Origin of the sequence: Curtobacterium sp. PhB115 (assembly GCF_003752025.1) — a bacterium.
Taxonomy (GTDB): Bacteria; Actinomycetota; Actinomycetes; order Actinomycetales; family Microbacteriaceae; genus Curtobacterium.
On sequence record NZ_RJKR01000008.1, the window covers coordinates 64423 to 85713 of the forward strand.

Genomic DNA, 21291 nt, shown 5'->3' on the forward strand with positions numbered 1-21291 from the left:
CGTGCCGCGCGTGCAGCAATTTCGGAAAACGGTTTCTGCGGTGGACGTTACGACACCGATCTGCGCCGCGCAAGAGGCACTGGGGGTTTTCTGCGTATGCTCATCGTCACGTCCCGCGATCCGGAAAGGAATTTGCCGTGACCCTCGAACGCACCGGTGTCGACCGCGGCGCTCAACCCGTCCGGATCACCGACGTCGCCGCGCTCGCCGGGGTGTCGATCGGTACTGCGTCCAAGGCGCTGAACGGCACCGGGCAGCTCCGTGACTCGACGCGAGCGCGGGTGAAGGACGCCGCCGAGAAGCTCGGGTTCGTCGGCGACGCCCGAGCCCGCGCGCTGTCCTCCGGCCGCACGTACACCGTCGGCATGATCACCACCGACTCGTTCGGCCGGTTCTCGATCCCGGTGCTGCTCGGCGCCGAGGACGCCCTGTCCGCCGGGCAGATGGCCGTGCTGCTCTGCGACACCCGCGACGACCACGTCCGCGAAGCCCACTACCTCCGGTCCCTCGCGGCCCGCGGGGTCGACGGCATCATCGTGACCGGACGCTCCGCCGACCCGCGACCACCGATCGACGTGGCGATCCCGGTCGTGTACGCGTTCACGCCGTCGACCTCGGCGTCGGACGTGTCGATCACCCTCGACGACTCGGCGGGGTCGGCGCTCGTCGCCTCGCACGTGTTGACGCTCGGCCGGCAGCGGGTGGCGATCGTCACCGGGCCCGAGCGACACCAGTCGGCCGTCCGACGTGTCGCCGGTGCGTCGTCGGTGCTCGGGTCGCGACTGGTCACCCCGCCGCTGTACGGCGAGTGGTCGGAGCGGTGGGGGCGGCAGGCCGTGGACGTGCTGGCGCGGGAGTCTCCCGACGTCGACGCGATCGTGTGCGGCAGCGACCAGATCGCGCGGGGCGTGTGCGATCGGCTGCGGGAGACCGGCCGGTCCGTGCCCGGGGACGTCGCGGTCACCGGGTACGACGACTGGGACGTGATGGCGCTGGCGTCGCGGCCGCCGCTGACGACGGTGGACCTGCGGCTCGAGGAGCTCGGGCGTGTGGCGGGGCGGGCGTTGCTCGACCTCATCGACGGAGGCGCGGCGGCCTCGGCCGCGGTGACCCCGTCCCTCGTCGTCCGCGAGAGCACCGCAGGCGCGTAGCGCGGGTGCGGCGCGGGCCACCGCAGGCGCGTAGCGCGGGTGCGGCGCGGGCCGCGGGCGCGGCGCGTAGCGCGTAGCGCGTAGCGCGGTCACAACACCCCGTCCGCCGTGGTCGAGCGGTCACGACTCGTCGCTCGGCGTGCCTCCAGCTGACAGTTCGTGACCGCGCGGTGGGGAGGCGGCGGGGTGTCGTGACCGCACCGGGCGCGGCTGTTCGGAGTGGCACGGGTTCGGCGCGGCGCGGCGCGGCGCGGCGCGGCCCGGCCCGGCGCGGTGGCGGTGCCGGTTCGCGTTGCGGTCGGCCCTGAGCGGTCACGACACCCCGTCCTCCGTGCACGAGTGGTCACGAACCGGCGCTCGGCGTGCCTCCAGCTGACAGTTCGTGACCGCGCGATGGGGAGGCAGCGGGGTGTCGTGACCACACCGGGCGCGGCTGTTCGGAGTGGCACGGGTTCGGCGAGCTGGCATGCGCGGCCGCGGGGCGGCGGGGCGGCGGGTCGCCGGGACGTGCGCGGCCGCGGGGCGGCGGGTGGCCGGGACGTGCGCGGGTGTGGGGCGGCGGGTGGTCGGGACGTGCGCGGGTGTGCGGTGGCGGGTGGTCGGGACGTGCGCGGGTGTGGGGTGGCGGGTGGTCGGGACCTGCGCGGGTGTGGGGTGTCAGTGGGTCGCACGTCGTCGTCGCCCTCGTTCGTCGCGCGGTCACGACCTGTCGTGCGTAGGTCGTCGACCGGTCAGGAACGGTCGGCTGCAGTTGCTCCGGACGACGGTGCGTGACCGGCCGGGGGAGCTGAGCGGGGTGTTTCGACCGGTGGGGCGGGCGGGGTGGGGGCAGGCGGGCGAGTGGGACGAGAGGACGGGTGGGACGAGTGGGGCGGGCGGGGCCGGGCGGGGCGGGGCCGGACGGGACGGGGCGGGGCCGGGCAGGGCCGGGCGGGGCAGTACTGGCGGCGCGGGACGGGCGGGCGAGTGGGACGCGCGGGACTGGCGGGCGAGTGGGACGGGTGGGACGGGCGGGACTGGCGGGCGTGCGGGGCGCGGGACGACGGGCGGCGCGCCGGGCATTGTGCGAGTGAGCGCTCACGTGCCAGGATGTGAGCGCTCACGAGAACGACGGAGTTCGGGGAGGAACGCATGAGTGACGACCGCCGACAGCAGGTCGTGGACGGCCGCACCACACTGGGGATCGAGCTCGGCTCCACCCGGATCAAGGCGTGCCTGGTCGACGAGGGGCTCACACCCATCGCCGCCGGCTCGTACGAGTGGGAGAACGAGTTCGTCGACGGCCGCTGGACCTACTCCCTCGAGGCGGTCGAGACCGGGCTCCGCGCCGCGTACGCCGCCCTCGTCGCCGACGTCGAGGCGCAGTACGACGTCCGCCCGAGCACCTACCGTGCCGTCGGCGTGAGCGCGATGATGCACGGCTACCTGGCGTTCGACGCCTCGGACGAGCTGCTCGTGCCGTTCCGGACCTGGCGCAACACCTCCACGGGACCCGCGGCCGAACGGCTCTCCGAGGCGCTCGGCTTCAACATCCCGCTCCGCTGGTCGATCGCGCACCTGTACCAGGCCGTCCTCGACGACGAGCCGCACGTGCCGGAGATCGCGAGCGTCACGACGCTGGCCGGCTACGTGCACCGACGGCTGACCGGCAGGAACGTGCTCGGGGTCGGTGACGCCTCCGGGGTCTTCCCGATCGAGGGCGGCCCCGTCGACAGCGGCCCCGGCGACCCGGGCTCGAAGGACTTCGACCACGCCATGCTCGCCACCGCGCAGGACCTGATCGGTGTGCCGGACCTGCGGGCACTGCTGCCCGACGTCCTCGTCGCCGGTGAGGACGCCGGCGCCCTCACCGCCGACGGTGCCGCGTGGCTCGACCCCACCGGCACGCTCGAGCCGGGCGCCCCGCTCTGCGCACCCGAGGGCGACGCCGGCACCGGCATGGTCGCGACGAACGCCGTCGCACCCCGCACCGGCAACGTCAGCGTCGGCACGAGCATTTTCGCGATGGTCGTGCTCGAGCACCCCCTCGCGACCGCGCACGAGGAGCTCGACGTCGTGACGACCCCGGCGGGCGACGCCGTGGCGATGGTGCACTGCAACAACGGAGCGAGCGAGATCGCGAGCTGGGCCCGGGTGTTCGGGCGCTTCGCCGAGGCGTCGAGCGCGCGGACCGGCGGCACCCCGCCGGACATCGACTCGGTCTACGCGACACTGCTGGCCGAGGCGGAGGACGCCGACCCCGACGCCGGCGGCCTGCTCTCCTTCAACTACCTGGCGGGCGAACCCGTCACCCACGTCGAGGACGGCCGGCCCCTGCTGCTCCGCACCCCCGACGCGCGCTTCACCCTGGGCAACCTGGTGCGTTCCGAGGTGCACGGCGCGTTCGCCACCCTGGCGATCGGCATGGACGTCCTGCACGGCGAACAGGTGCAGGTGGACCGGATGACCGCGCACGGCGGACTGTTCCGCACGCCGGGCACCCCGCAGCGCCTGCTCGCCGCGGCACTCCGTGTGCCGATCGCGCTCGAGGAGACCGCCGGCGAGGGCGGTGCCTGGGGCATCGCCGTCCTGGCCTCGTACCTGGAGCACACCGACCAGCAGCTCGCCGACTACCTGTCCGACACGGTGTTCGGCGGGGACGCGGTGCACGTGGTGGACCCCGAGCCGAGCGACGTCGACGGGTTCCAGACCTACCTGGCGCGCTACCGGGCCGCACTGCCCGTGCAGGACGTCGCCGCTGCGGCGACGAGAACCGTCGCGACCACAGCCGCGGCGACCCGCCCCAGCGCGACCACCCACCCGGCCGAGCAGACCGACGGCGCCGACCCGCGCCTCCAGGCAGAGGAAGTGACCAGATGACCGACGAGACCCAGCAGGCGGTCGCCACCACCCGCGAACGCGTCGCACGCCTGCACGGCGAACTGGTGCGCTACGGCCTCGTGATCTGGACCGGCGGCAACGTCTCCGAGCGCGTGCCGGGCACGGACCTGTTCGTCATCAAGCCGAGCGGCGTCTCGAGCGACGACCTGACCCCCGAGAACCAGGTGGTCTGCACGCTCGACGGTCTGCCGGCCGACGGCTGGGGCAACGAGCACGGCCCGTCGTCCGACACCGCAGCCCACGCGTACGTGTACCGGAACATGCCCGAGGTCGGCGGGGTCGTGCACACCCACTCGACGTACGCGACCGCCTGGGCGGCCCGTGCCGAGGAGATCCCCTGCGTGATCACCGCGATGGCGGACGAGTTCGGCGGACCGATCCCGGTCGGCCCGTTCGCGATCATCGGCGACGACTCGATCGGACACGGGATCGTCGAGACCCTCAGCGGCCACCGTTCCCGCGCCGTCCTCATGCAGAACCACGGTGTCTTCACCATCGGCAAGGACGCGAAGGACGCCGTGAAGGCCGCCGTGATGTGCGAGGACGTGGCACGCACGGTCCACATCGCGAAGCAGGGCGGGGAGACCGTCCCGATCGCGCAGTCAGACATCGATCGACTCTTCGATCGCTACCAGAACGTCTACGGACAGAACCCCGAAGGAGCCATGCGATGACGCAGGAGACCACCGTCGACCCCCAGGCCACACTCGACGGCTACGAGGTCTGGTTCCTCACCGGGTCCCAGGGCCTGTACGGCGAGGAGACCCTGCGCCAGGTCGAGGAGCAGAGCAAGGCGGTCCACGCGGAACTCGCCGGGCACCTGCCGGTGAAGCTCGTGTGGAAGCCCGTCCTCAAGGACGCCGACGGCATCCGCCGCGCCCTGATCGAGGCGAGCGCCGACGACAAGGTCATCGGCGTCACCACGTGGATGCACACGTTCAGCCCGGCGAAGATGTGGATCGGTGGCCTGCAGGCCCTGACGAAGCCGCTGCTGCACCTGCACACGCAGGCGAACGTCACGCTGCCCTGGGCGGACATCGACTTCGACTTCATGAACCTCAACCAGGCAGCGCACGGCGACCGGGAGTTCGGCTATGCGCTCGCCCGCCTCGGCGTCCGGCACGCCACCGCCGCCGGCCACGTCTCGGACCCGCGCGTGCAGCAGCGCGTCGCGAACTGGACCCGTGCCGCAGCCGGTGCCGCGGCCGTCCGTGAGCTGAAGCTGACCCGCTTCGGCGACAACATGCGGTACGTCGCCGTCACCGAGGGCGACAAGACCGAGGCCGAGATCGAGCTCGGCGTGCAGGTCAATACCTGGGCGGTGAACGAGCTGGCGGCAGCGGTCACCGCTGCGGAGGCGGACACCGCGGCGGTCGACGCGCTCGTGGCGACGTACGAGCGCGACTACGACGTCGACCCGTCACTCCGCAGCGACGGCGGCGAACGGCACGCCGCGCTCCGCGACGGCGCCGCGATCGAGATCGGCCTCCGCACCCTGCTCGCGCAGAACGGGTCCGCCGCCTTCACCACCAACTTCGAGGACCTCGGCACGCTCAAGCAGCTGCCCGGCCTCGCCGTCCAGCGCCTGATGGCCGACGGCTACGGCTTCGGCGCCGAGGGCGACTGGAAGACGGCCGTCCTGGTCCGCGCGATGAACGTCGCCGGCGCCGGCCTGCCCGGTGGTGCGAGCCTGATGGAGGACTACACCTACGACCTCACGCCCGGGGCCGAGAAGATCCTCGGGGCCCACATGCTCGAGGTCTCGCCGACCCTGACCGCCGACAAGCCGACGCTGGAGATCCACCCGCTCGGCATCGGCGGCAAGGACGACCCGGTCCGCCTGGTCTTCACCGCCGACTCCGGCGAGGCCGTCGTGGTCGCGCTCTCGGACACCCGCGACGGCTTCCGCCTCACCGCGAACGTCGTCGACGTCGTGCCGCCGACTGCCGCGTTGCCCAAGCTGCCGGTCGGCCGTGCCGTCTGGGAGCCGCGCCCGTCGTTCCCCGTCGCCGCCGAGGCCTGGCTCACCGCCGGTGCCGCCCACCACACCGTCATGACGACCGCCGTGGGCCTGCAGGTGGTCGAGGACTTCGCGACCATGGTCGGCACCGAGTTCCTGGTCATCGACGAGCACACCACCGCCCGCGGCTTCCGCGACGAGCTGCGTCTCCAGCAGACGTGGCACCGTCTCGACCGCGGCTTCTGAGGGGCACGGACCGTACGATGACCGACGTGATCGCAGCGCAGCGCACGCGGACGAACTGGGCCGGGAACGTCACCTACCGGGCGTCCGGTCTGGCGCGTCCGACGTCGGTGGCCTCGTTGCAGGAACTGGTCGCGTCGACACCGCGCCTGACGGCGCTCGGCTCACGGCACTCGTTCAACACGATCGCCGACACCGACGCCGTTCAGGTGTCCCTGCAGGACCTGCCACCGGTCCTCGACATCGACACGTCGCGTCGGGTCGTGCGCGTGGCTGCCGGCATGACGCACAGTCAGGTCGCGGCCGGCCTGGAGGCCCGTGGCTGGGCACTCGGGAACCTCGCGTCCCTGCCGCACATCTCCACGGCCGGGGCCGTCGCCACGGGCACGCACGGCTCCGGCGTCCGCAACCCGTCGCTCGCGCAGGCGGTGGTCGGGCTGGACGTGGTGCACGCCTTCGGCGACCTGGTGCACGTCTCGGCAGGTGACGGTCACCTCGACGCCCACCGGGTGGCACTCGGCGCGCTCGGGGTCGTCACTGCGGTGGAGCTCGCGATCGAGCCCACGTTCCAGGTCGCCACGACCGTGCACCTCGACCTGCCGTGGGACGCGGTGGCATCGTCGTTCGACCGGATCATGTCCGACGCGTACTCGGTGTCGATGTTCACCTCGTTCGACGACCGTGGTGCCCGGCAGGTCTGGGTGAAGCACCGCAGCGACGAGCCAGCGCCGACGGTGGACCTCGTCGCCCTCGGAGCGCGGCCCGCCACCGGCCCCGTGCACCCGGGGGAGAACGACCCCGCCGGCGTCACCGAGCAGGGTGGCGTGCCGGGGGCGTGGTCCGAGCGGCTGCCGCACTTCCGGTCCTCGTTCACACCGTCGACCGGAGCCGAGATCCAGGCCGAGTACCTGATCCCGGCCGCGTCGGCGGTCGCCGCACTGCAGGCACTCCGGCCGCTCGAGGCCCTGTTCGCCCCGATCCTCATCGCCGCCGAGGTCCGGACGATCGCCGCGGACACCGCCTGGCTCGCGCCGTCGTCCGAGCGGCAGTCGGTCGGCCTCCACTTCACGTTCCGCCGGGACGCAACCGCCGTGGCCGCCGCGGTGGAGCGGATCGAGGAGGTGCTCGCGCCCTTCGACCCCCGCCCGCACTGGGGGAAGGTGTCGGCCGCGAGTGCCGAGCGGCTGCACGAGGCGTACCCGCACCTGTCCGCGTTCGCGGCGCTCGCCCGCGAACTCGACCCAGCGGGGCGCTTCCGCAACCCCTTCCTGGAGCGCGTGCTGGCCTGAGGGGCGCACCACGGGCCTCCAGGCCTGGGCATGGTGTGTTCCGTGGCACCAGCACTGGGGCATGCGGTGCGCGGTCGTCGTTCCGTAGCCTCCCCGGAGGCAACGAAGGGGAGAACAGTGACGCTGCCGATCGCCGGGTGGTACCCGGACCCGCAGGACCCGAACCGGACCCGATGGTGGGACGGAGCACGGTGGGGAGCTCCGGCACCGCAGCCTGCCCCCGTGCCGGCCCCGGTGTGGGAACAGGTCCCGCGTCCGCCGGCGCCGTCCGAGTACCGGCCGGTCGTCTCCGAACCGCCCCTCCGCGGACGGCAGGCACGGGTCGCCGAGGACCGTGCAACCCGTGCGGCGAACCCGTACGGCTACGCGGGACTGGTCCTCGCGCTCATCGGCTTCCTCTTCAACGTGTTCGCGATCCCGGGGATCCTCGGGATCGTGTTCGGCGTGATCGGCCTGGCGCGTGCCGGGCAGCTCACCGGACAACGGATCACCGGGTTCGGGGTCTCGCTCGCGGCGGTCATCCTCGGACTGGTGGTCTCCGTCGCCTTCGTGGCGCGGGTGACGCAGCTGCTCGGGTGAGGGCAGGTGTCCCGCAGCACAGAGCGCGATGCGGGACACCCGGGTCCTCCGTCCTTGCGGGACAGATCGATCAAGAGCCTGACCACGGTCACGAGCAAGCTCGCGATCCCCAGCCAGGGCACCCGACGTCTGGACCGATCATCGGTGTCGTTCGACATCGTTGACCTCCTGGTGTCGTCGCCGGCTGACTCGAGGAGCTTCGGCCGAGGGATGCGTCGCCGAGCGGGCTCGGCTACCATCGGTTCCGAGCGTTGGACTCGGGATGGGTTTTGCATCCCTTGGCTTTCCACTCGGAAGGCGAATCGAGGCCCGGAACTGTTGTCGCAGTCCCGGGCCTCAGCCGTTCGCCCAGGTCACGCTCCGGCGGTGACGTGACCGGGACCAGCCTACGACGATCTGTTCGGTGAAATGTTGCGGTGAAGCTCACAGGGGATGCCCATCGGATGCCCTGGCGACCCGCCGGATCGTCGCTGGGAGCGCACATGTGAAGACGCAAAGGTCGGGGCATGGCGAACTTCAACCGCATCCTCGGCATGGCCTCGAAGGCCATCGACAAGCAGCTCCAGAAGCGCGGGCAGGGCGAGGCCGCACCCGGCAGCGCCGCCCAGCGTGGCGCAACGACGGACTGGCGGGACGTCGTCCGGGGTGCGGCGGACCGCTTGACCGGTGACGATCGGGGTCGGCAGCAGCAGCCCGGCCAGCAGTCGTACGGTCAGCAGCAGCAGCAGCAGCAGCAGCAGCAGCCGCCGGGCCAGGCGCAGCCGCAGTACGGCCAGCAGCCGTACGGCCAGCAGCCGCAGGCCGGGCCGGGGGACTCCGACAAGGTCGCGCTCGCGAAGTACGACTACCTGCTGCGCACCTCGTCACCCGACCAGCTCGAGCAGGTCCACCACGACGCCTTCGCCCGCCTCACCCCGGCGCAGCGACAGCAGGTGCGCGACCGCCTGAACTCGGAGCTCCCGCCGAACGAGCACCTGCGTGACGACTCCGCGGGAGGCATGGCCCGGGCGATGACGCGGGGCGAGGTCCAGCGTCCTGGCCTGATCCGACGCGTGCTCGGTGGTCGCGGACGCGGTGGTGGGAGCGGCCGCGGTGGGGCCTTCGCGGGCGGGGCTGCGGTCGGTGCGGGTGCGATGGCGCTCGGCGGCCTCGGGGTCGCAGTCGCCGGGGGAGCCGTGCTCAGCGCCGCCGCCGGGCCGGTCCTGGCCGGGGCAGCCGACCTCGGCGTGGACTTCGAGGGCATCGCCTCGGGCATGGGTGACCTTGGACTCGGCGACCTCGGTGGCGACCTCGGCGGGGATCTCGGCGGTGACCTCGGCGGTGGCGTCGAGGGCTTGGTCGGCGAGGGTGAGCAGCTGCTCGGCGGCTTCGGCGAGCAGGCATCCGGGCTCGGCGAGCAGGCATCGAACCTGGGCGGCGACTTCCTCGGCGGGCTCTTCGACCGCTGAGACACTCCGGTGCGAACTCATCGGGAATAGCGGGACGACGTACGTTGCTTGCAATGTTTCGTCGTGCGTCGTCCGAGGCGCGCGAGATTCGGACGGGCCACCGTCGCGGTGTCAGGATGGATGCCGCCCGGCGGCTGGACCGTTCCGTCGTCGCAGCGACCGCCACCGCGATCGCGACCCCCTTCCCCGAGGAGCAGCACCGTCATGAGACGCCCCAACCGCCTGACGATCACCGCGGCCGTCGCCGCAGCAGCAGCCCTGGTCCTGACCGGCTGCTCGGGTGGGGGTTCGTCCGACGACGGCGCCGAGGGCACGGCCAAGGGCGGCACGCTCAACATCCTCACGCCGCAGACCTCGTTCCACCTCGACCCCGCGACGAGCCAGAGCCTCGGCATCACGTCGCTGGGCCTCGTCGCCCGACGGCTCACCACGTGGGACGTCGAGCCGGGCAAGACGGCGAAGGTCGTCCCCGACCTGGCGACCAACACCGGGGTCTCGAGCGACGACGGCAAGACCTGGACCTACACGCTGAAGGACGGTGTCGAGTTCCAGGACGGTACGCCGATCACGACGAAGGACATCAAGTGGGGCATCGAGCGCTCGTTCGCTCCGACGCTGAGCGGTGGCCTGAGCTACCACAAGTCGCTCCTCGTCGGTGGTGACTCCTACAAGGGTCCGTTCGACGGCAAGTCGCTCGACAGCATCGAGACCCCGAACGACAAGACCATCGTCTTCAAGCTGAACGACGCGTACGGCGACTGGCCGTGGCTCGCGTCGATGCCGGCGTTCACCCCGGTGCCCGAGGGCGACGGCAAAGACACCGGCGCCTACGACCTGAAGCCGGTCGCGTCCGGGCCGTACCAGGTGCAGTCGAACACCCAGGGCTCGCAGGTCACGCTCGTCCGCAACGAGAACTGGAGCGCCAAGACCGACGACGTCCGCACCGCCGGCCCCTCGAAGATCGTGTTCAAGGAGAGCCAGGACCAGTCCACGGTGACGCAGACGCTCATCGCGGACAACGGGGACGCCAAGAACTCGTTCGGCGCCATCTACCTCGGTGCAGCGGAGCTGAACCAGGTGCGCAGCAACCCGGCCGCCCAGGACCGCCTGGCCACTTCGAAGGCCGGCCCGATCAGCTACATGGCGATCAACACGCAGCGCGGTGAGCTGAAGGACCTCAAGGTCCGCCAAGCCCTGCAGTACGCGGTCGACCGCAAGTCCTTCCGGATCGCCGCCGGTGGCGCGATCGCCGGCTCCTACGCCTCGACGCTGATCACCCCTGGCATCGCCGGACGCCAGGACTACGACCTGTACAAGACGAAGGCCACCGGCGACGTCGACAAGGCCAAGCAGCTGCTCAAGGAGGCCGGCGTCAGCAACCTGAAGCTGACCCTCGTGACGCAGAACGACCCGACGTACCTCGCGCAGGCGCAGGCGCTGCAGTCCGGGCTCAAGCGTGCCGGCATCACGGTGACGCTCAAGCCGCTCGACTACGACTCCTTCACGCAGGCGACGACCAACGGCACCGACTTCGACCTCTCGCTGTCGAGCTGGCAGCCCGACTTCCCGAGCGCGAACGCCAACCTGCAGCCCCTCTACGACTCGTCGCAGATCGGTGGCGGCGGCTACAACGTCTCGAAGTACAGCAACCCCGAGGTCGACGCGCTCATCGCGAAGGCGAGCTCCACGGTCGACCAGGACGACGCACAGAAGCTCTGGGCCCAGGCGGACCAGAAGATCATGGCCGACGCCCCCGTCGTGCCGCTGATCTACGCGAAGCAGTCGTTCCTCGCCGGTTCGAACGTGCAGAACTTCCAGATCGCGGACTTCCCCGCGTACCCGAACTACCTCAAGGTCTCGCTCAAGCAGTGACCGATCCGATCCTGCAGGTCGAGGGGCTCCGCGTCGCGTTCGGTGACGCGGAGCCCGTCGTCCGTGACGTCTCCTTCACGCTGACGCCCGGCCGGGTCCTCGCCCTGGTGGGAGAGTCCGGCTCGGGCAAGTCCGTCAGCGCCATGAGCGTGCTCGGACTCCTGCCGCCGCAGGCCACCGTGTCGGGCAGCGCCCGGTTCCGCGGCGAGGAGCTCATCGGTGCCTCCGCCGAGGCCGTCCGGGCCGTGCGTGGTGCCGGCATCGGCGTGGTGTTCCAGGAACCGATGAACTCGTTCACGCCGGTCCTGTCGATCGGAACGCAGATCGCGGAGGCCGTCCGGGCGCACCCGTCCGGGCTCGACCGCGCCGGGGTCAGCGCTCGCGTCGACGAACTGCTCCGTGACGCCGGGCTCACCGATCCCGAGCGCATCCGGAAGGCGTACCCGCACGAACTGTCCGGTGGACAGCTGCAGCGAGCCATGATCGCGATGGCGCTGGCCGGCGACCCGGTCGCGCTCTTCGCCGACGAGCCCACCACTGCCCTCGACGTCACAGTGCAGGCGGGCATCCTCGACCTGCTGCGCCGGCTCGGTCGCGAACGGTCGCTCGCCGTGCTGCTCATCACCCACGACATGGGCGTGGTGGCGGACGTCGCGGACGACCTGCTGGTGCTCCGTCGGGGCGACCCGGTCGAGCACGGGACGGTCGCCGACGTCTTCGCGCACCCGACCGCTGACTACACGCGCGAGCTCCTCGCGGCCGTCCCCAGCCTGGAGGCGCGCCCCGCGTCCGCAGCGCCGGTCGCGGACCCGGACGCCCGGGCCGGCGAGCCCGGCTCACGCGCCCAGCGACAGCTCACGGCTCCGGGCGCGCGTGGGGTGTCGCCCAGCGCGGAGACCGCTGCGGTGAGCGACGAGGCGGACGCGGGTCGCGCCTCTCCCCACCGGCACGGCCGGCCCGCCGCTGGCGCGTCGGACCGGAACCGGCGGCGTGGGCCCAGGCCGCTCGTCGCGCAACTGCGCGACGTCGCCGTGCGGTACTCGCGCCGAGGCGGACCGACCGTGTCCGGCATCGACCTCGACCTGCACGCCGGCGAGACCATCGGCCTCGTCGGCGAATCCGGTTCCGGCAAGTCCACGATCGGCCGGGCGCTCGCGGGCCTGGTGCCCGTCGTGGCGGGCTCGGTCGAGGTGGACGGCAGCGATCTGCGGACCGCTCGCGGACGACGACTGCGCGAGCTGCGCAGTCGGGTCGGCATCGTCTTCCAGGACCCCGCCTCGTCGCTCAACCCGCGCCAGACAATCGGGTGGAGCATCGCGGAACCGCTGCTCGTGCACGGTTCCGACTCGGCTGCCGACCGCGCCGCGCGGGTCCGCGAACTGCTGACCGCTGTGCAGCTCGATCCGAGTTGGGCTGAGCGGTTCCCGCACGAGCTGTCCGGCGGACAGCGGCAGCGTGTCGCCGTCGCGCGTGCGCTCGCGCTGCGGCCAGCACTCGTGATCGCCGACGAACCGACCTCCGCGCTCGACGTCACCGTGCAGGCCGCCGTGCTCGACCTGCTGGCCGGACTGCAGCAGGAGTTCGGGTTCGGCATGCTGCTCATCAGCCACGACCTCGCCGTCGTCCGCCAGCTCGCCGACCAGGTGATCGTGCTGCGCGATGGCCGCGTGGTCGAGCGGGGGAGCACCGACGCCGTGCTCGACGACCCGCAGCAGGACTACACGCGCATGCTCCTCGCCGCAGCGCCCGTCGCCGACCCCGTGCGACAGGCCGCTCGCCGCGAAGCCTGGCGTGCATGGGAAGGAGTGGCCTCGTGACGGCCAACGTCGTCGACCGTCCGGTTTCCACCACCGCGAACCGGAGCACCGGCTTCCGTGCCGTCGTGCGCCGGGTGCGCCGTGACCGCTGGGCCGTCGCCTCCGCCGTCGTGATCGTCGTGTTCGTCGTCGTGGCCGTCGCGGCTCCGCTCATCGCGGCCGTGACCGGGCAGGACCCGTACGGGTACAACATCGACGCGCTGAACTCGTTCGGTGCCCCGAAGGGTTTCGGCGGCGGGATCAGCGGTGAACACTGGTTCGGCGTCGAGCCGCTGACCGGGCGCGACCTGTTCTCGATCGTCACGTACGGTGCGCGGACCTCGCTCGGCATCGGCCTCGCCGCCACCGTCGTCTCGATCGTCATCGGGGTGCTCGTCGGCGTCACCACCGGGTTCTTCGGCGGCTGGTACGACCGCGTGCTCTCCCGGGTCGTCGACGTGATCTTCGGGTTCCCGTCGCTCGTCTTCATGATCGCCCTCACCGCGATCGTGCCGTCGTCGTTCCCGAAGCCCGTGCTCGTCGTGCTCGTCATCGGGTTCTTCGGTTGGCCGGCTGTGGCCCGCGTCGTGCGGGGGCAGACGCTCTCGCTCGTCAGCCGGAACTACGTCGTCGCCTCCACAGCGATGGGCGCCGGCCGCTGGCACGTCATCCGGACGCAGCTGCTGCCGAACCTCGCGGCGACCATCACCGTCTACGCGACGATCTCCATCCCGTCGATGATCGGGGCCGAAGCCGCGCTCTCGTTCCTCGCCGTCGGTGTCAACCCGCCGACGCCGTCGTGGGGACGCAGCATCGGCGACGCCATCGGTTGGGTGCAGACCGACCCCATGTACCTCGTGTTCCCCGGAGCCGCTCTGTTCCTCATCACCCTCGCCTTCAACGTGCTCGGCGACGCCCTGCGCGACGCCCTCGACCCGCGAGGGGGCACCAAGTGAACGCCGCCACCCTCCGGTTCCTCGCGATCCGCGTGCTCGGAGCCGCCGTCGTGCTGCTCGTCGTTGCGGCGATCACGTACGCCCTCTTCATGCTCCTGCCGACCAACCCGGCGCGGGCGATCTGCGACAAGCCGTGCACCCCCGACCGCCTGCGTGAGGTGCAGGCGTTCCTCGGCACCGACAAGCCCTGGCTCGTGCAATTCGGGGCCTACCTTGCCGGCATCTTCACCGGCCGGACCTTCGGCAGCGGCAGCAGCATCATCGAGTGTGCGGCGCCGTGCTTCGGGTACTCGTTCCAGCTGCACGAGAGCGTCACCGAACTGATCCTCGCGCGCCTGCCCGTCACCGCCTCGATCGCGGTCGGCGCCGCCGTGCTGTGGCTCGTCGCCGGGGTCTTCGGCGGCACCGTCTCTGCCCTCCGCCGAGGCACCTTCGTCGACCGGGCAGTGATGACGGTCGCAGTCGCCGGTGTGTCGTCGCCGGCGTACCTGGTCGGGCTGCTCGGCATCCTGCTCTTCGGGTTCGTGCTCGGGATCCTGCCGACCAGTGGCTACGTCGCGTTCACCGACGACCCGGTCGGCTGGTTCACGCACCTGATCCTGCCGTGGTGCGTCCTCGCGTTCATCAGCGCCGCGATCTACGCCCGGCTCACTCGCGGCGAGATGCTCGAGTCGATGTCGCAGGACTTCGTGCGGACCGCTCGGGCCAAGGGGCTGCGGGAGCGCCAGGTCGTGGTGCGGCACGGGCTCCGGACCGCGATCCTGCCGGTCGTCACGTTGTTCGGGCTCGATCTCGGGTCCCTGCTCGGAGGCGCCGTCATCACTGAGAAGGTGTTCTCGATGCAGGGGCTCGGTGCACTGCTCATCGACGCGGTGCACTCGCTCGACCTGCAAGTCGTCGTCGGGTTCACGCTGTTCTCGGCGCTGCTGATCGTGACCGCCAACGTCATCGTCGACGTGGTTTACGCGTTCGTCGACCCGAGGGTGCGGCGCAGGGCGTAGGGGCGCGGGCGCGGGCCGGTAGGGGCCTCGCACGGTGCGAGTTGGCGGGGGCGCGGGATGCGGCGGTGCGGGTCGCAGTGTGCGAGGTTCCGCGGAGTGTGCGGGGTCGCTCGGGTCGCACAGTGCGCGGAACCTCGCACCGTCGTTGTCGTGTCCTCGCACGGTGCGAGCCTGCCCGGCGCATGGCCTCGCACGGTGCGAGGGGCCGTGGGTGTGGGGTGGGTAGGGGTCGGTGCGGGTCGCAGTGTGCGAGGTTCCGCGGAGTGTGCGGGGCAGCGCGGGTCGCACCATGCGCGGAACCTCGCACCGTCGTTCTCGTGCCCTCGCACGGTGCGAGCCTGCCGGCGCACGGCCTCGCACGGTGCGAGTTGGCGGGGCGCGGGGTGGCGCGGGCCGCAGTGTGCGAGGTTCCGCGGAGTGTGCGGGGCAGCGCGGGTCGCACCATGCGCGGAACCTCGCACCGTCGTCTCGTGCTCTCGCACGGTGCGAGCCTTCCCGCGCCCGCACCCTCGCACGGTGCGAGCCTGCCCGGCGCAAGGCCTCGCACGGTGCGAGCGCGCCCGCGCCCGCGCCCTCGCACGGTGCGACGCTCAACGGCCCCGCGCGCCGCCGCCCTCGTCCCACCAGCGCAGCACCCGGGTACCGATCAGCGTCAACCACCGTGACCGTTCACCCTCGGGCACGTCGACCTCGAACCACTGCCGGCCAGGAGGACGCACCCCCTGCGTCCACGTGCCGTCGTCGTTCCTGGCCGCTCGGACCACCTCGATCGCCTCGGCGGCACGAGGATCCGGCGGAGTCCCGTCCTGCAGCGCCGCCGCCCGCAGGTGATCGGTCACCCGGAGTGCCGAGTAGATCCACCGGAACGGGTACGCGAACCGGGTCGCCCACGGTCCGACGAGCTCTCCGTCGGACTTCCGGAACAGCAACCGTCGTTCGAGCAGGTACTCCGCACCGCGGTGCCGAGCCGTTCGCAACTCCGCGGCCCTCGGATCGAGGCCGCCCGTCAGCTGCTCGTGCTGCAGCAACCCTTCGATGACGTTGAGTGTGGAGTGGAACGACGACACCGTCGACCCCTCGATCCACTCGCAGTTCCACCCACCGTCGTCGAGCTGGTGTTCGAGGAACCACTCGGCCAGCCGTGACACGTCCGCACCGAGCCACACCCCGTTGGCGAGGGTGAACGCGTTGATGCAGCAGTCGACCTCACCGGTCCAGTACGGCAGGTCTTCGTACTCCCAACGGCTGTTGACTGCGAGCCGCTGCGCCGTGTCACCGAGGACCGCAGCTTCGACGCCCCAGTCACGGAGCGCGTTCAACGACCAGGTCGTCGCCGTGTAGGGCTGCCCGGGCTCACGTGCCTCGGGACCCTCGAAGTCGAAGTCTGCTGGGAAGTACGCGCCACCGGCCCACTGCCCGTCGGGGTCCTGGTGCGAGAGCATCGCGGCGCCGAGCCCCTCTGCGGCCACTCGCGATCGGGTCTGCTCCCACACCGATGCCGGCGCACCGACGAGGTCCCGTTCGACCTGCCACCGGATCGCCGGGTCTGAGTCGAGCAGCCACTCGACCACGTCGTCGTCGCTCATGGCGCGGACGCTACGCGCGTCTGCCGCACCGCGCCGGACGCCGTGACCTCGGGCGCCGAACCCCGACACCGCCCGACCAGATCGCCTGCCCGTCACCGATCAGGCGTCGGAACCCATCCGGTCGGGGTGCCACTCGGCCCACTTCTCACGCACCGCGTCGTCGATCGGGACGTCGAAGTGCCGCGCGATCAGGAGCACCTGCGCCAGGACGTCGGCGATCTCGTCACGGAAACCCTGTTCGAGCTCGTCGTCCGACCGCCCCTTGCGCCGCGCCTGGCCCGAGCGTGCGAGGAACGCCTGGGTGAGCTCGCCGACCTCTTCGCCGAGCTTGAGCACGAACCACTCGTCCGTGCGGTCGATGCCGTGTCGGGCTGCGTAGTGCGCCGACACGGCCTCGACCTCGTCGCTGAGGTCCTGCATGTCCATCAGAAGTAGGTGATGCCGTGCGGGGCCCGCGGAGGCGTGAGCATCGCACGGAGCAGTTCGACCTTCGCGGGGTCCGTGGCGCGGACGAGTCCGGCCGCGGCGAGTGTGACGGGGGAGACCGACCCGATGAGCAACGCACCCAGGTCGGCGACGTCGAGCTGGATGTCAGACCCGGCCACGTCGGCGTCGTCAGCCAGACGCGTGACGGTGCCACGGGCCTCCAGGACGTCGAGCCGGTACGTACCGGACGCGAACCCGAGCGCGTCGGTGACCGCGAGGGTGACCGAGCCGTCGGCGGCGAACGGTCGCGACGTGAGCGACGCAGCCACGTCGAGGACGCGCAGCCACACGTGGTCTTCCTCGTGGTCGACGTCGTAGGCGCGGTTGTCGCCGAGCGCTGCGACGATCGGGTCGTCGAGCCGCGAACGGCTGTACTTCACGACGTCGTTGAGGTCGACGGAGAGCAGGAACTCCCACAGCGCCGTGTATGCCTGGTCGGTCGCGTAGACCAGGTCGACGATCTCGAGCGCCGTGTCCGATCCGCGGTCCTCCTTCACGCGCCAGGTCACGTACCCGTCGATCTCGTCCGAGTCGTCGGGACGGTGGACCGCGGCGCGGACGTCCTTCGCGGGCTTGCCGTCCTGACCGAGCAGCCCGAGCGCGACGGGCCAGGTGCCGGTGTTGCGGACCATGGAGCCCGGCGTCCGGACGTGGAAGCGGTCGAACACCTCGCGCGCGGGACCGTCGGCGAGCCACTGGTTCGGGACGACCGACACCGTGCCCGCGGTGGGCGCGAGGAAGGGGAGCGCGCGGGCGCGGCGGACGCGGACGGCACGCTCGCGGATCGCGCTGCCGAAGCCGAAGCGGCGGTAGATCGTGCCCTCGGACGCGGTGAGGGACGCCATCGCGTACCCCTCGGCCACGCCCTGTTCGAGTGCGTGCGTCATCATCCGGCGGAGGATGCCGCGGCGGCGCTCGGTCGGTCGGACCGTGACGGCGGAGATCGCCTGCGTGTCGACGGCGGACCCGTCGCCCCAGCTCAGCGCCTTGCGGAACCAGGTGAAGGTGCCGGCCGGCCAGGTCTCGTCGACCGAGCCGGCGAAGGGCTTGCGGACGTAGACGCCGAGGAAGGTCTCCTGGTCGGCGATGAAGTGGGACGCCATGCGGGCAGCGCCCTCTGCATCGGGGTCGGCCTCGTGGAACCCGAGTCCGACGGCCTGCATCCACAATGCCGTCTCGGCGTTCGGTGCCCCCTGCTCATCCGTCCCGGGCGCGAACTCGCGCAGCTCGTAGCGGTCGTCGAATGCCTCGTTGCTCACGTCCACGACACTATCGGGACCCGGTGACGTCCCGACAGGCGCGTGGCCGGATCGTTCTGCCTGGAGGCACGGCACGCGTCCGACGGGCCGGTCGCGTCCGCAGGTGGTCGCGTCGAGGGCCTCGATCGCGTCGCTCAGTCGGTCGCGCCCCGCGGCGGCTCGACGAGCAGGCCAACCCGGTCAGCCAGGTAGTCGGCCAACGGGACCGACGAACCCGCGGCCGGTGACCACCGCACCAGGGGGACGTCGTCCTCGACGAAGAGCACCCCGGATCCGTCGACGAGCGACTCGTCGAGGGGGATCGGAACGGCGCCGTGGTTGACGGTGTCGCCGGCGTCGAAGTGTCCCTTCGCGGCGGCGGCCCGGTACGCACGCCGGACCTCTGCGGAGACGGACTGGAACTGCGCCCGACCGGGATCGGTCACGCGGGTGATCGACCCGGTCGCCCAGACCCGGCCGCCGGCGTCGAGCGAGGACCCGATCAGCAGCGCACCGATCCGCCAGACCCGGCCGAGCGAGCGCATCGTCGGTTCGCGGCGGATCCCGAGGAAGGCCTTCGGTTCGACGTACTCGCCGAGTGCCTCGTCCGGCACACCAGCGGAACGGAGCCGACGGGCAGCGTCGTCGAGCAGGTCACGCGCCCGCTGCACTCCGTCCGTCACGTCCACCGAGCCTAGCCCGGCGGCCGTGGCGTCGACCGGCTCGTGCACGGGCTCGGCGGCGGCGTGCGGCGTTGACGGTGCCGATGGTGATCATCACGGCGCCGTAGGCGAGGAGTACCCCGGCGATGGTCGGGACGAGCCAGCTGCGGGAACCGTTGACGAGCTGGTTCACCACGCCGACCTCGGGGATGCTGTACCAGACCACGCCGCGGACCTGCGCGGCGGTGACCGGTCGGGGGTCGGCCTCGGCGTTGTTGTCGCCCTTGAGGACGAAGGTGCGTTCGCCGTTCGAGGACGACGACACGGACACCACGCGGTGGCTGATCACGGCCGGCTGACCGGAGACGATCTGGTAGGTGACGACGTCGCCGACGCGGATGTCGTCGACGGCGGTCGGTCGGATGACGAGCAGGGTGCCCGGGGGCAGCGTGGGCTCCATCGACTGCGTCAGCACGGTGAGCGGTGTCGAGTCGGTGGCCTTCGGGATGACGATGAGCACCACGGCGAGCCCGGCGACGACGAGGAGCAGCCCGGTGCTCAGGCCGAGGACGACCGCGTGCAGGACGGCTCGCCAGCCGGTGCGCTCGACGCGTGCAGCGGTGCGTCCGGTGGACCGGGTCATGCGCCGCATCGGATCGCCCTTCCGTCGTTCTGGGTGAAGAGGGTGACCGGGCCGCTGCCGGCCACCGTGGTCGTGGCGTTCCCGGCGCTGTCGAGCACCTTGACCGTGACGGTGAGCGTGCCGGAGGTCCCGGCGCTCGAGGGGATGTCCTGCGGCGCGATGGTGATGCGGCCGGAGTAGTCCTGCGCCTTCTGGCCGACGACGGTGGTGCCGACGTACGCCGCGTACCAGGTGTCCTTCGGGCGGCTCGACGCGTCCCACGTGATGTCGACGTAGTTGCCGCTGTGGTCGGTGCAGACGAGTGCCGCGGTCGTGGCGGTGGCGGCCGAGGTGTTCAGGTAGAAGCCGCCCTGCACGACGCCGGAGGTCCAGGTGCCGCTCGCGACCGTCAGGTTCACGGTGATGTTCGTCGTGGTCGACGGCGGGGCCGAGGACGTCGGGGTGCTCCGGGTGCACCAGACGGCCGCGGCGCCACCGGCGAGCTTCGAGGTCATGCTCGGCAGCGATGCCCAGGTGCCGCTGACGGAACCCGCGCCGACGGTCGTGGTCGCCGTGCAGGCCGCGGCCGACGCCACCGGCCACGCGGTGACCGAGACCGCCTGGGCGAGGGCGGTCGAGCTCCCGGAGACGACCGAGACGGTGGTCGTCGCGGTCCCGGCGATGGTGCCCGTGTTGGTGAGGGTGATCGGCTTCGTCATCGAGGTGACCGTGGACGAGAAGGTCGTCGTCATGGCGCTCGGTCCGGCGATCGACGCGGCGACCTTGCCGATCGTCGCGCTCGAGGCCGTCGTGCCCGAGGCGCTCCACAGGGCCCACGCCGCCGTGGATCCACCGCCGACGAAGAGGGCGGTGAGGACGACGGCGAGCAGGACCCGGAACCGGCGGTTCATGCGGACACCTGCGTCCCGGTGACGGTGAGCGTGAAGTCGGCGACGGCCCCGGAGACGCTCTGCGGGGCGTCGGCGTCGAGGACCAGCTCGAGGCACCCGACGCCGCTCGCGCCTGCGGCGAGCGTGAAGGAGCTGGCGCCGGTGTCGAAGGTGGCGAGGCGACCGCTGGCCCCGGAGAGGCCGGCTGCGCAGTCGGTCGCCGACGACACGACGGCGAGCCGGAGCGTCAGCTCCCCGAGGACGGCTGCAGAGGTCGAGTTCGTGGCGTAGGACACCTTCGTGGACGTCGTCGCGACGCGCATCGACAGCGGGATCGAGCCGGTGTTCTTCACGGCGAACGTCCCCGTCGTGCTGGTTCCCGGGCCGAGCACCGCCGTGTTCATGGCCGTCGTGTTCCCGACCGTGATCGTCGCGGTGGCGGACTTCACGGTGGTCGTCGTGGTGCTGGCGGCACCGTTCCAGAGCGCGTAGGTGCCGCCGGTGCCGAGGAGGGCGGTGACGACCGCGACGACCAGGGCGAGCGCGGAAGGCAGGACCCAGCGGTGGCGGCGGGGCGCTCGGTGGCGTCCTGTCTCCCTCGGTGTCCCGGTCATGCTCGTCCCCATGGTCGT

The 21291-nt window shown here is 71.7% G+C and carries 18 protein-coding genes; 11 read left to right on the top strand and 7 right to left on the bottom strand.

The genetic code is table 11. The features are described 5' to 3' along the window. Positions 1-137 precede the first annotated feature (137 nt). From EDF19_RS11835 to EDF19_RS11885, 11 genes are all read left to right on the top strand, one after another. The gene (locus EDF19_RS11835) at positions 138-1151 is read left to right on the top strand and encodes a LacI family DNA-binding transcriptional regulator (RefSeq protein ID WP_123681091.1); all 1014 of its coding nucleotides are present in this window, start codon (positions 138-140) and stop codon (positions 1149-1151) included. Positions 1152-2282: 1131 nt separating this feature from the next. Then, positions 2283-4010, top strand: coding sequence for a xylulokinase (locus EDF19_RS11840; RefSeq protein WP_123681092.1), 1728 nt, complete (start codon positions 2283-2285; stop codon positions 4008-4010). Then, positions 4007-4705: an L-ribulose-5-phosphate 4-epimerase gene (locus EDF19_RS11845; RefSeq protein ID WP_123681093.1), complete on the top strand. Its 699-nt coding sequence runs from the start codon at positions 4007-4009 to the stop codon at positions 4703-4705. The genes EDF19_RS11840 and EDF19_RS11845 overlap by 4 nt, the downstream gene beginning before the upstream one ends. Then, a complete protein-coding gene (gene araA / locus EDF19_RS11850; RefSeq protein WP_123681094.1) occupies positions 4702-6237 on the top strand; it encodes an L-arabinose isomerase in 1536 nt (511 codons plus the stop codon). The genes EDF19_RS11845 and araA overlap by 4 nt, the downstream gene beginning before the upstream one ends. Before the next feature lie 17 nt (positions 6238-6254). Further along, the gene (locus EDF19_RS11855; RefSeq protein ID WP_123681095.1) at positions 6255-7523 is read left to right on the top strand and encodes a D-arabinono-1,4-lactone oxidase; all 1269 of its coding nucleotides are present in this window, start codon (positions 6255-6257) and stop codon (positions 7521-7523) included. Positions 7524-7640: 117 nt separating this feature from the next. After that, positions 7641-8102 carry a DUF2510 domain-containing protein gene (locus EDF19_RS11860; protein ID WP_185022808.1) on the top strand — a complete coding sequence of 154 codons (462 nt, stop codon included), beginning with the start codon at positions 7641-7643 and terminating at the stop codon, positions 8100-8102. Positions 8103-8608: 506 nt separating this feature from the next. Then, positions 8609-9550, top strand: a complete 942-nt coding sequence (locus EDF19_RS11865) for a cation-transporting ATPase (protein WP_260217130.1) — start codon at positions 8609-8611, stop codon at positions 9548-9550. Positions 9551-9754: 204 nt separating this feature from the next. Continuing rightward, positions 9755-11422 carry an ABC transporter substrate-binding protein gene (locus tag EDF19_RS11870; protein ID WP_123681097.1) on the top strand — a complete coding sequence of 556 codons (1668 nt, stop codon included), beginning with the start codon at positions 9755-9757 and terminating at the stop codon, positions 11420-11422. Next, positions 11419-13239, top strand: coding sequence for an ABC transporter ATP-binding protein (locus EDF19_RS11875; protein ID WP_123681098.1), 1821 nt, complete (start codon positions 11419-11421; stop codon positions 13237-13239). The genes EDF19_RS11870 and EDF19_RS11875 overlap by 4 nt, the downstream gene beginning before the upstream one ends. After that, a complete protein-coding gene (locus tag EDF19_RS11880) occupies positions 13236-14174 on the top strand; it encodes an ABC transporter permease (protein ID WP_123681099.1) in 939 nt (312 codons plus the stop codon). Before EDF19_RS11875 ends, EDF19_RS11880 begins: the two co-directional genes overlap by 4 nt. Then, a complete protein-coding gene (locus EDF19_RS11885; protein WP_123681100.1) occupies positions 14171-15175 on the top strand; it encodes an ABC transporter permease in 1005 nt (334 codons plus the stop codon). Before EDF19_RS11880 ends, EDF19_RS11885 begins: the two co-directional genes overlap by 4 nt. Positions 15176-15765: 590 nt before the next feature. Here EDF19_RS11885 and EDF19_RS11890 read toward each other — a convergent pair. The 7 genes from EDF19_RS11890 to EDF19_RS19505 form a co-directional block, all read right to left on the bottom strand. Continuing rightward, positions 15766-16761 (bottom strand): squalene cyclase, encoded by a 996-nt coding sequence (locus EDF19_RS11890; RefSeq protein WP_123681101.1) that lies wholly within the window; start codon positions 16759-16761, stop codon positions 15766-15768. Positions 16762-16860: 99 nt separating this feature from the next. Beyond that, entirely contained in the window at positions 16861-17187 is a 327-nt protein-coding gene (locus tag EDF19_RS11895) for a MazG nucleotide pyrophosphohydrolase domain-containing protein (RefSeq protein WP_123681102.1), read from the bottom strand. After that, positions 17187-18506, bottom strand: a complete 1320-nt coding sequence (locus EDF19_RS11900) for a GNAT family N-acetyltransferase (RefSeq protein ID WP_148071087.1) — start codon at positions 18504-18506, stop codon at positions 17187-17189. Before EDF19_RS11900 ends, EDF19_RS11895 begins: the two co-directional genes overlap by 1 nt. 134 nt (positions 18507-18640) lie before the next feature. Next, positions 18641-19168, bottom strand: coding sequence for a hypothetical protein (locus EDF19_RS11905; RefSeq protein WP_148071088.1), 528 nt, complete (start codon positions 19166-19168; stop codon positions 18641-18643). Further along, entirely contained in the window at positions 19140-19790 is a 651-nt protein-coding gene (locus EDF19_RS11910; protein ID WP_260217131.1) for a signal peptidase I, read from the bottom strand. Before EDF19_RS11910 ends, EDF19_RS11905 begins: the two co-directional genes overlap by 29 nt. Further along, positions 19787-20680 (bottom strand): hypothetical protein, encoded by an 894-nt coding sequence (locus tag EDF19_RS11915; protein WP_123681106.1) that lies wholly within the window; start codon positions 20678-20680, stop codon positions 19787-19789. The genes EDF19_RS11910 and EDF19_RS11915 overlap by 4 nt, the downstream gene beginning before the upstream one ends. Continuing rightward, a complete protein-coding gene (locus EDF19_RS19505; RefSeq protein WP_185022809.1) occupies positions 20677-21273 on the bottom strand; it encodes a TasA family protein in 597 nt (198 codons plus the stop codon). The genes EDF19_RS11915 and EDF19_RS19505 overlap by 4 nt, the downstream gene beginning before the upstream one ends. Positions 21274-21291 lie beyond the last annotated feature (18 nt).

Coding starts and splice junctions, on each gene's coding strand:
- EDF19_RS11840 (WP_123681092.1), top strand. CDS start 2,283: ATGAGTGACGACCGCCGACAGCAGGTCGTGGACGGCCGCACCACACTG.
- EDF19_RS11845 (WP_123681093.1), top strand. CDS start 4,007: ATGACCGACGAGACCCAGCAGGCGGTCGCCACCACCCGCGAACGCGTC.
- araA (WP_123681094.1), top strand. CDS start 4,702: ATGACGCAGGAGACCACCGTCGACCCCCAGGCCACACTCGACGGCTAC.
- EDF19_RS11855 (WP_123681095.1), top strand. CDS start 6,255: ATGACCGACGTGATCGCAGCGCAGCGCACGCGGACGAACTGGGCCGGG.
- EDF19_RS11865 (WP_260217130.1), top strand. CDS start 8,609: ATGGCGAACTTCAACCGCATCCTCGGCATGGCCTCGAAGGCCATCGAC.
- EDF19_RS11870 (WP_123681097.1), top strand. CDS start 9,755: ATGAGACGCCCCAACCGCCTGACGATCACCGCGGCCGTCGCCGCAGCA.
- EDF19_RS11890 (WP_123681101.1), bottom strand. CDS start 16,761: ATGAGCGACGACGACGTGGTCGAGTGGCTGCTCGACTCAGACCCGGCG.
- EDF19_RS11895 (WP_123681102.1), bottom strand. CDS start 17,187: ATGGACATGCAGGACCTCAGCGACGAGGTCGAGGCCGTGTCGGCGCAC.
- EDF19_RS11910 (WP_260217131.1), bottom strand. CDS start 19,790: ATGACCCGGTCCACCGGACGCACCGCTGCACGCGTCGAGCGCACCGGC.
- EDF19_RS11915 (WP_123681106.1), bottom strand. CDS start 20,680: ATGAACCGCCGGTTCCGGGTCCTGCTCGCCGTCGTCCTCACCGCCCTC.
- EDF19_RS19505 (WP_185022809.1), bottom strand. CDS start 21,273: ATGACCGGGACACCGAGGGAGACAGGACGCCACCGAGCGCCCCGCCGC.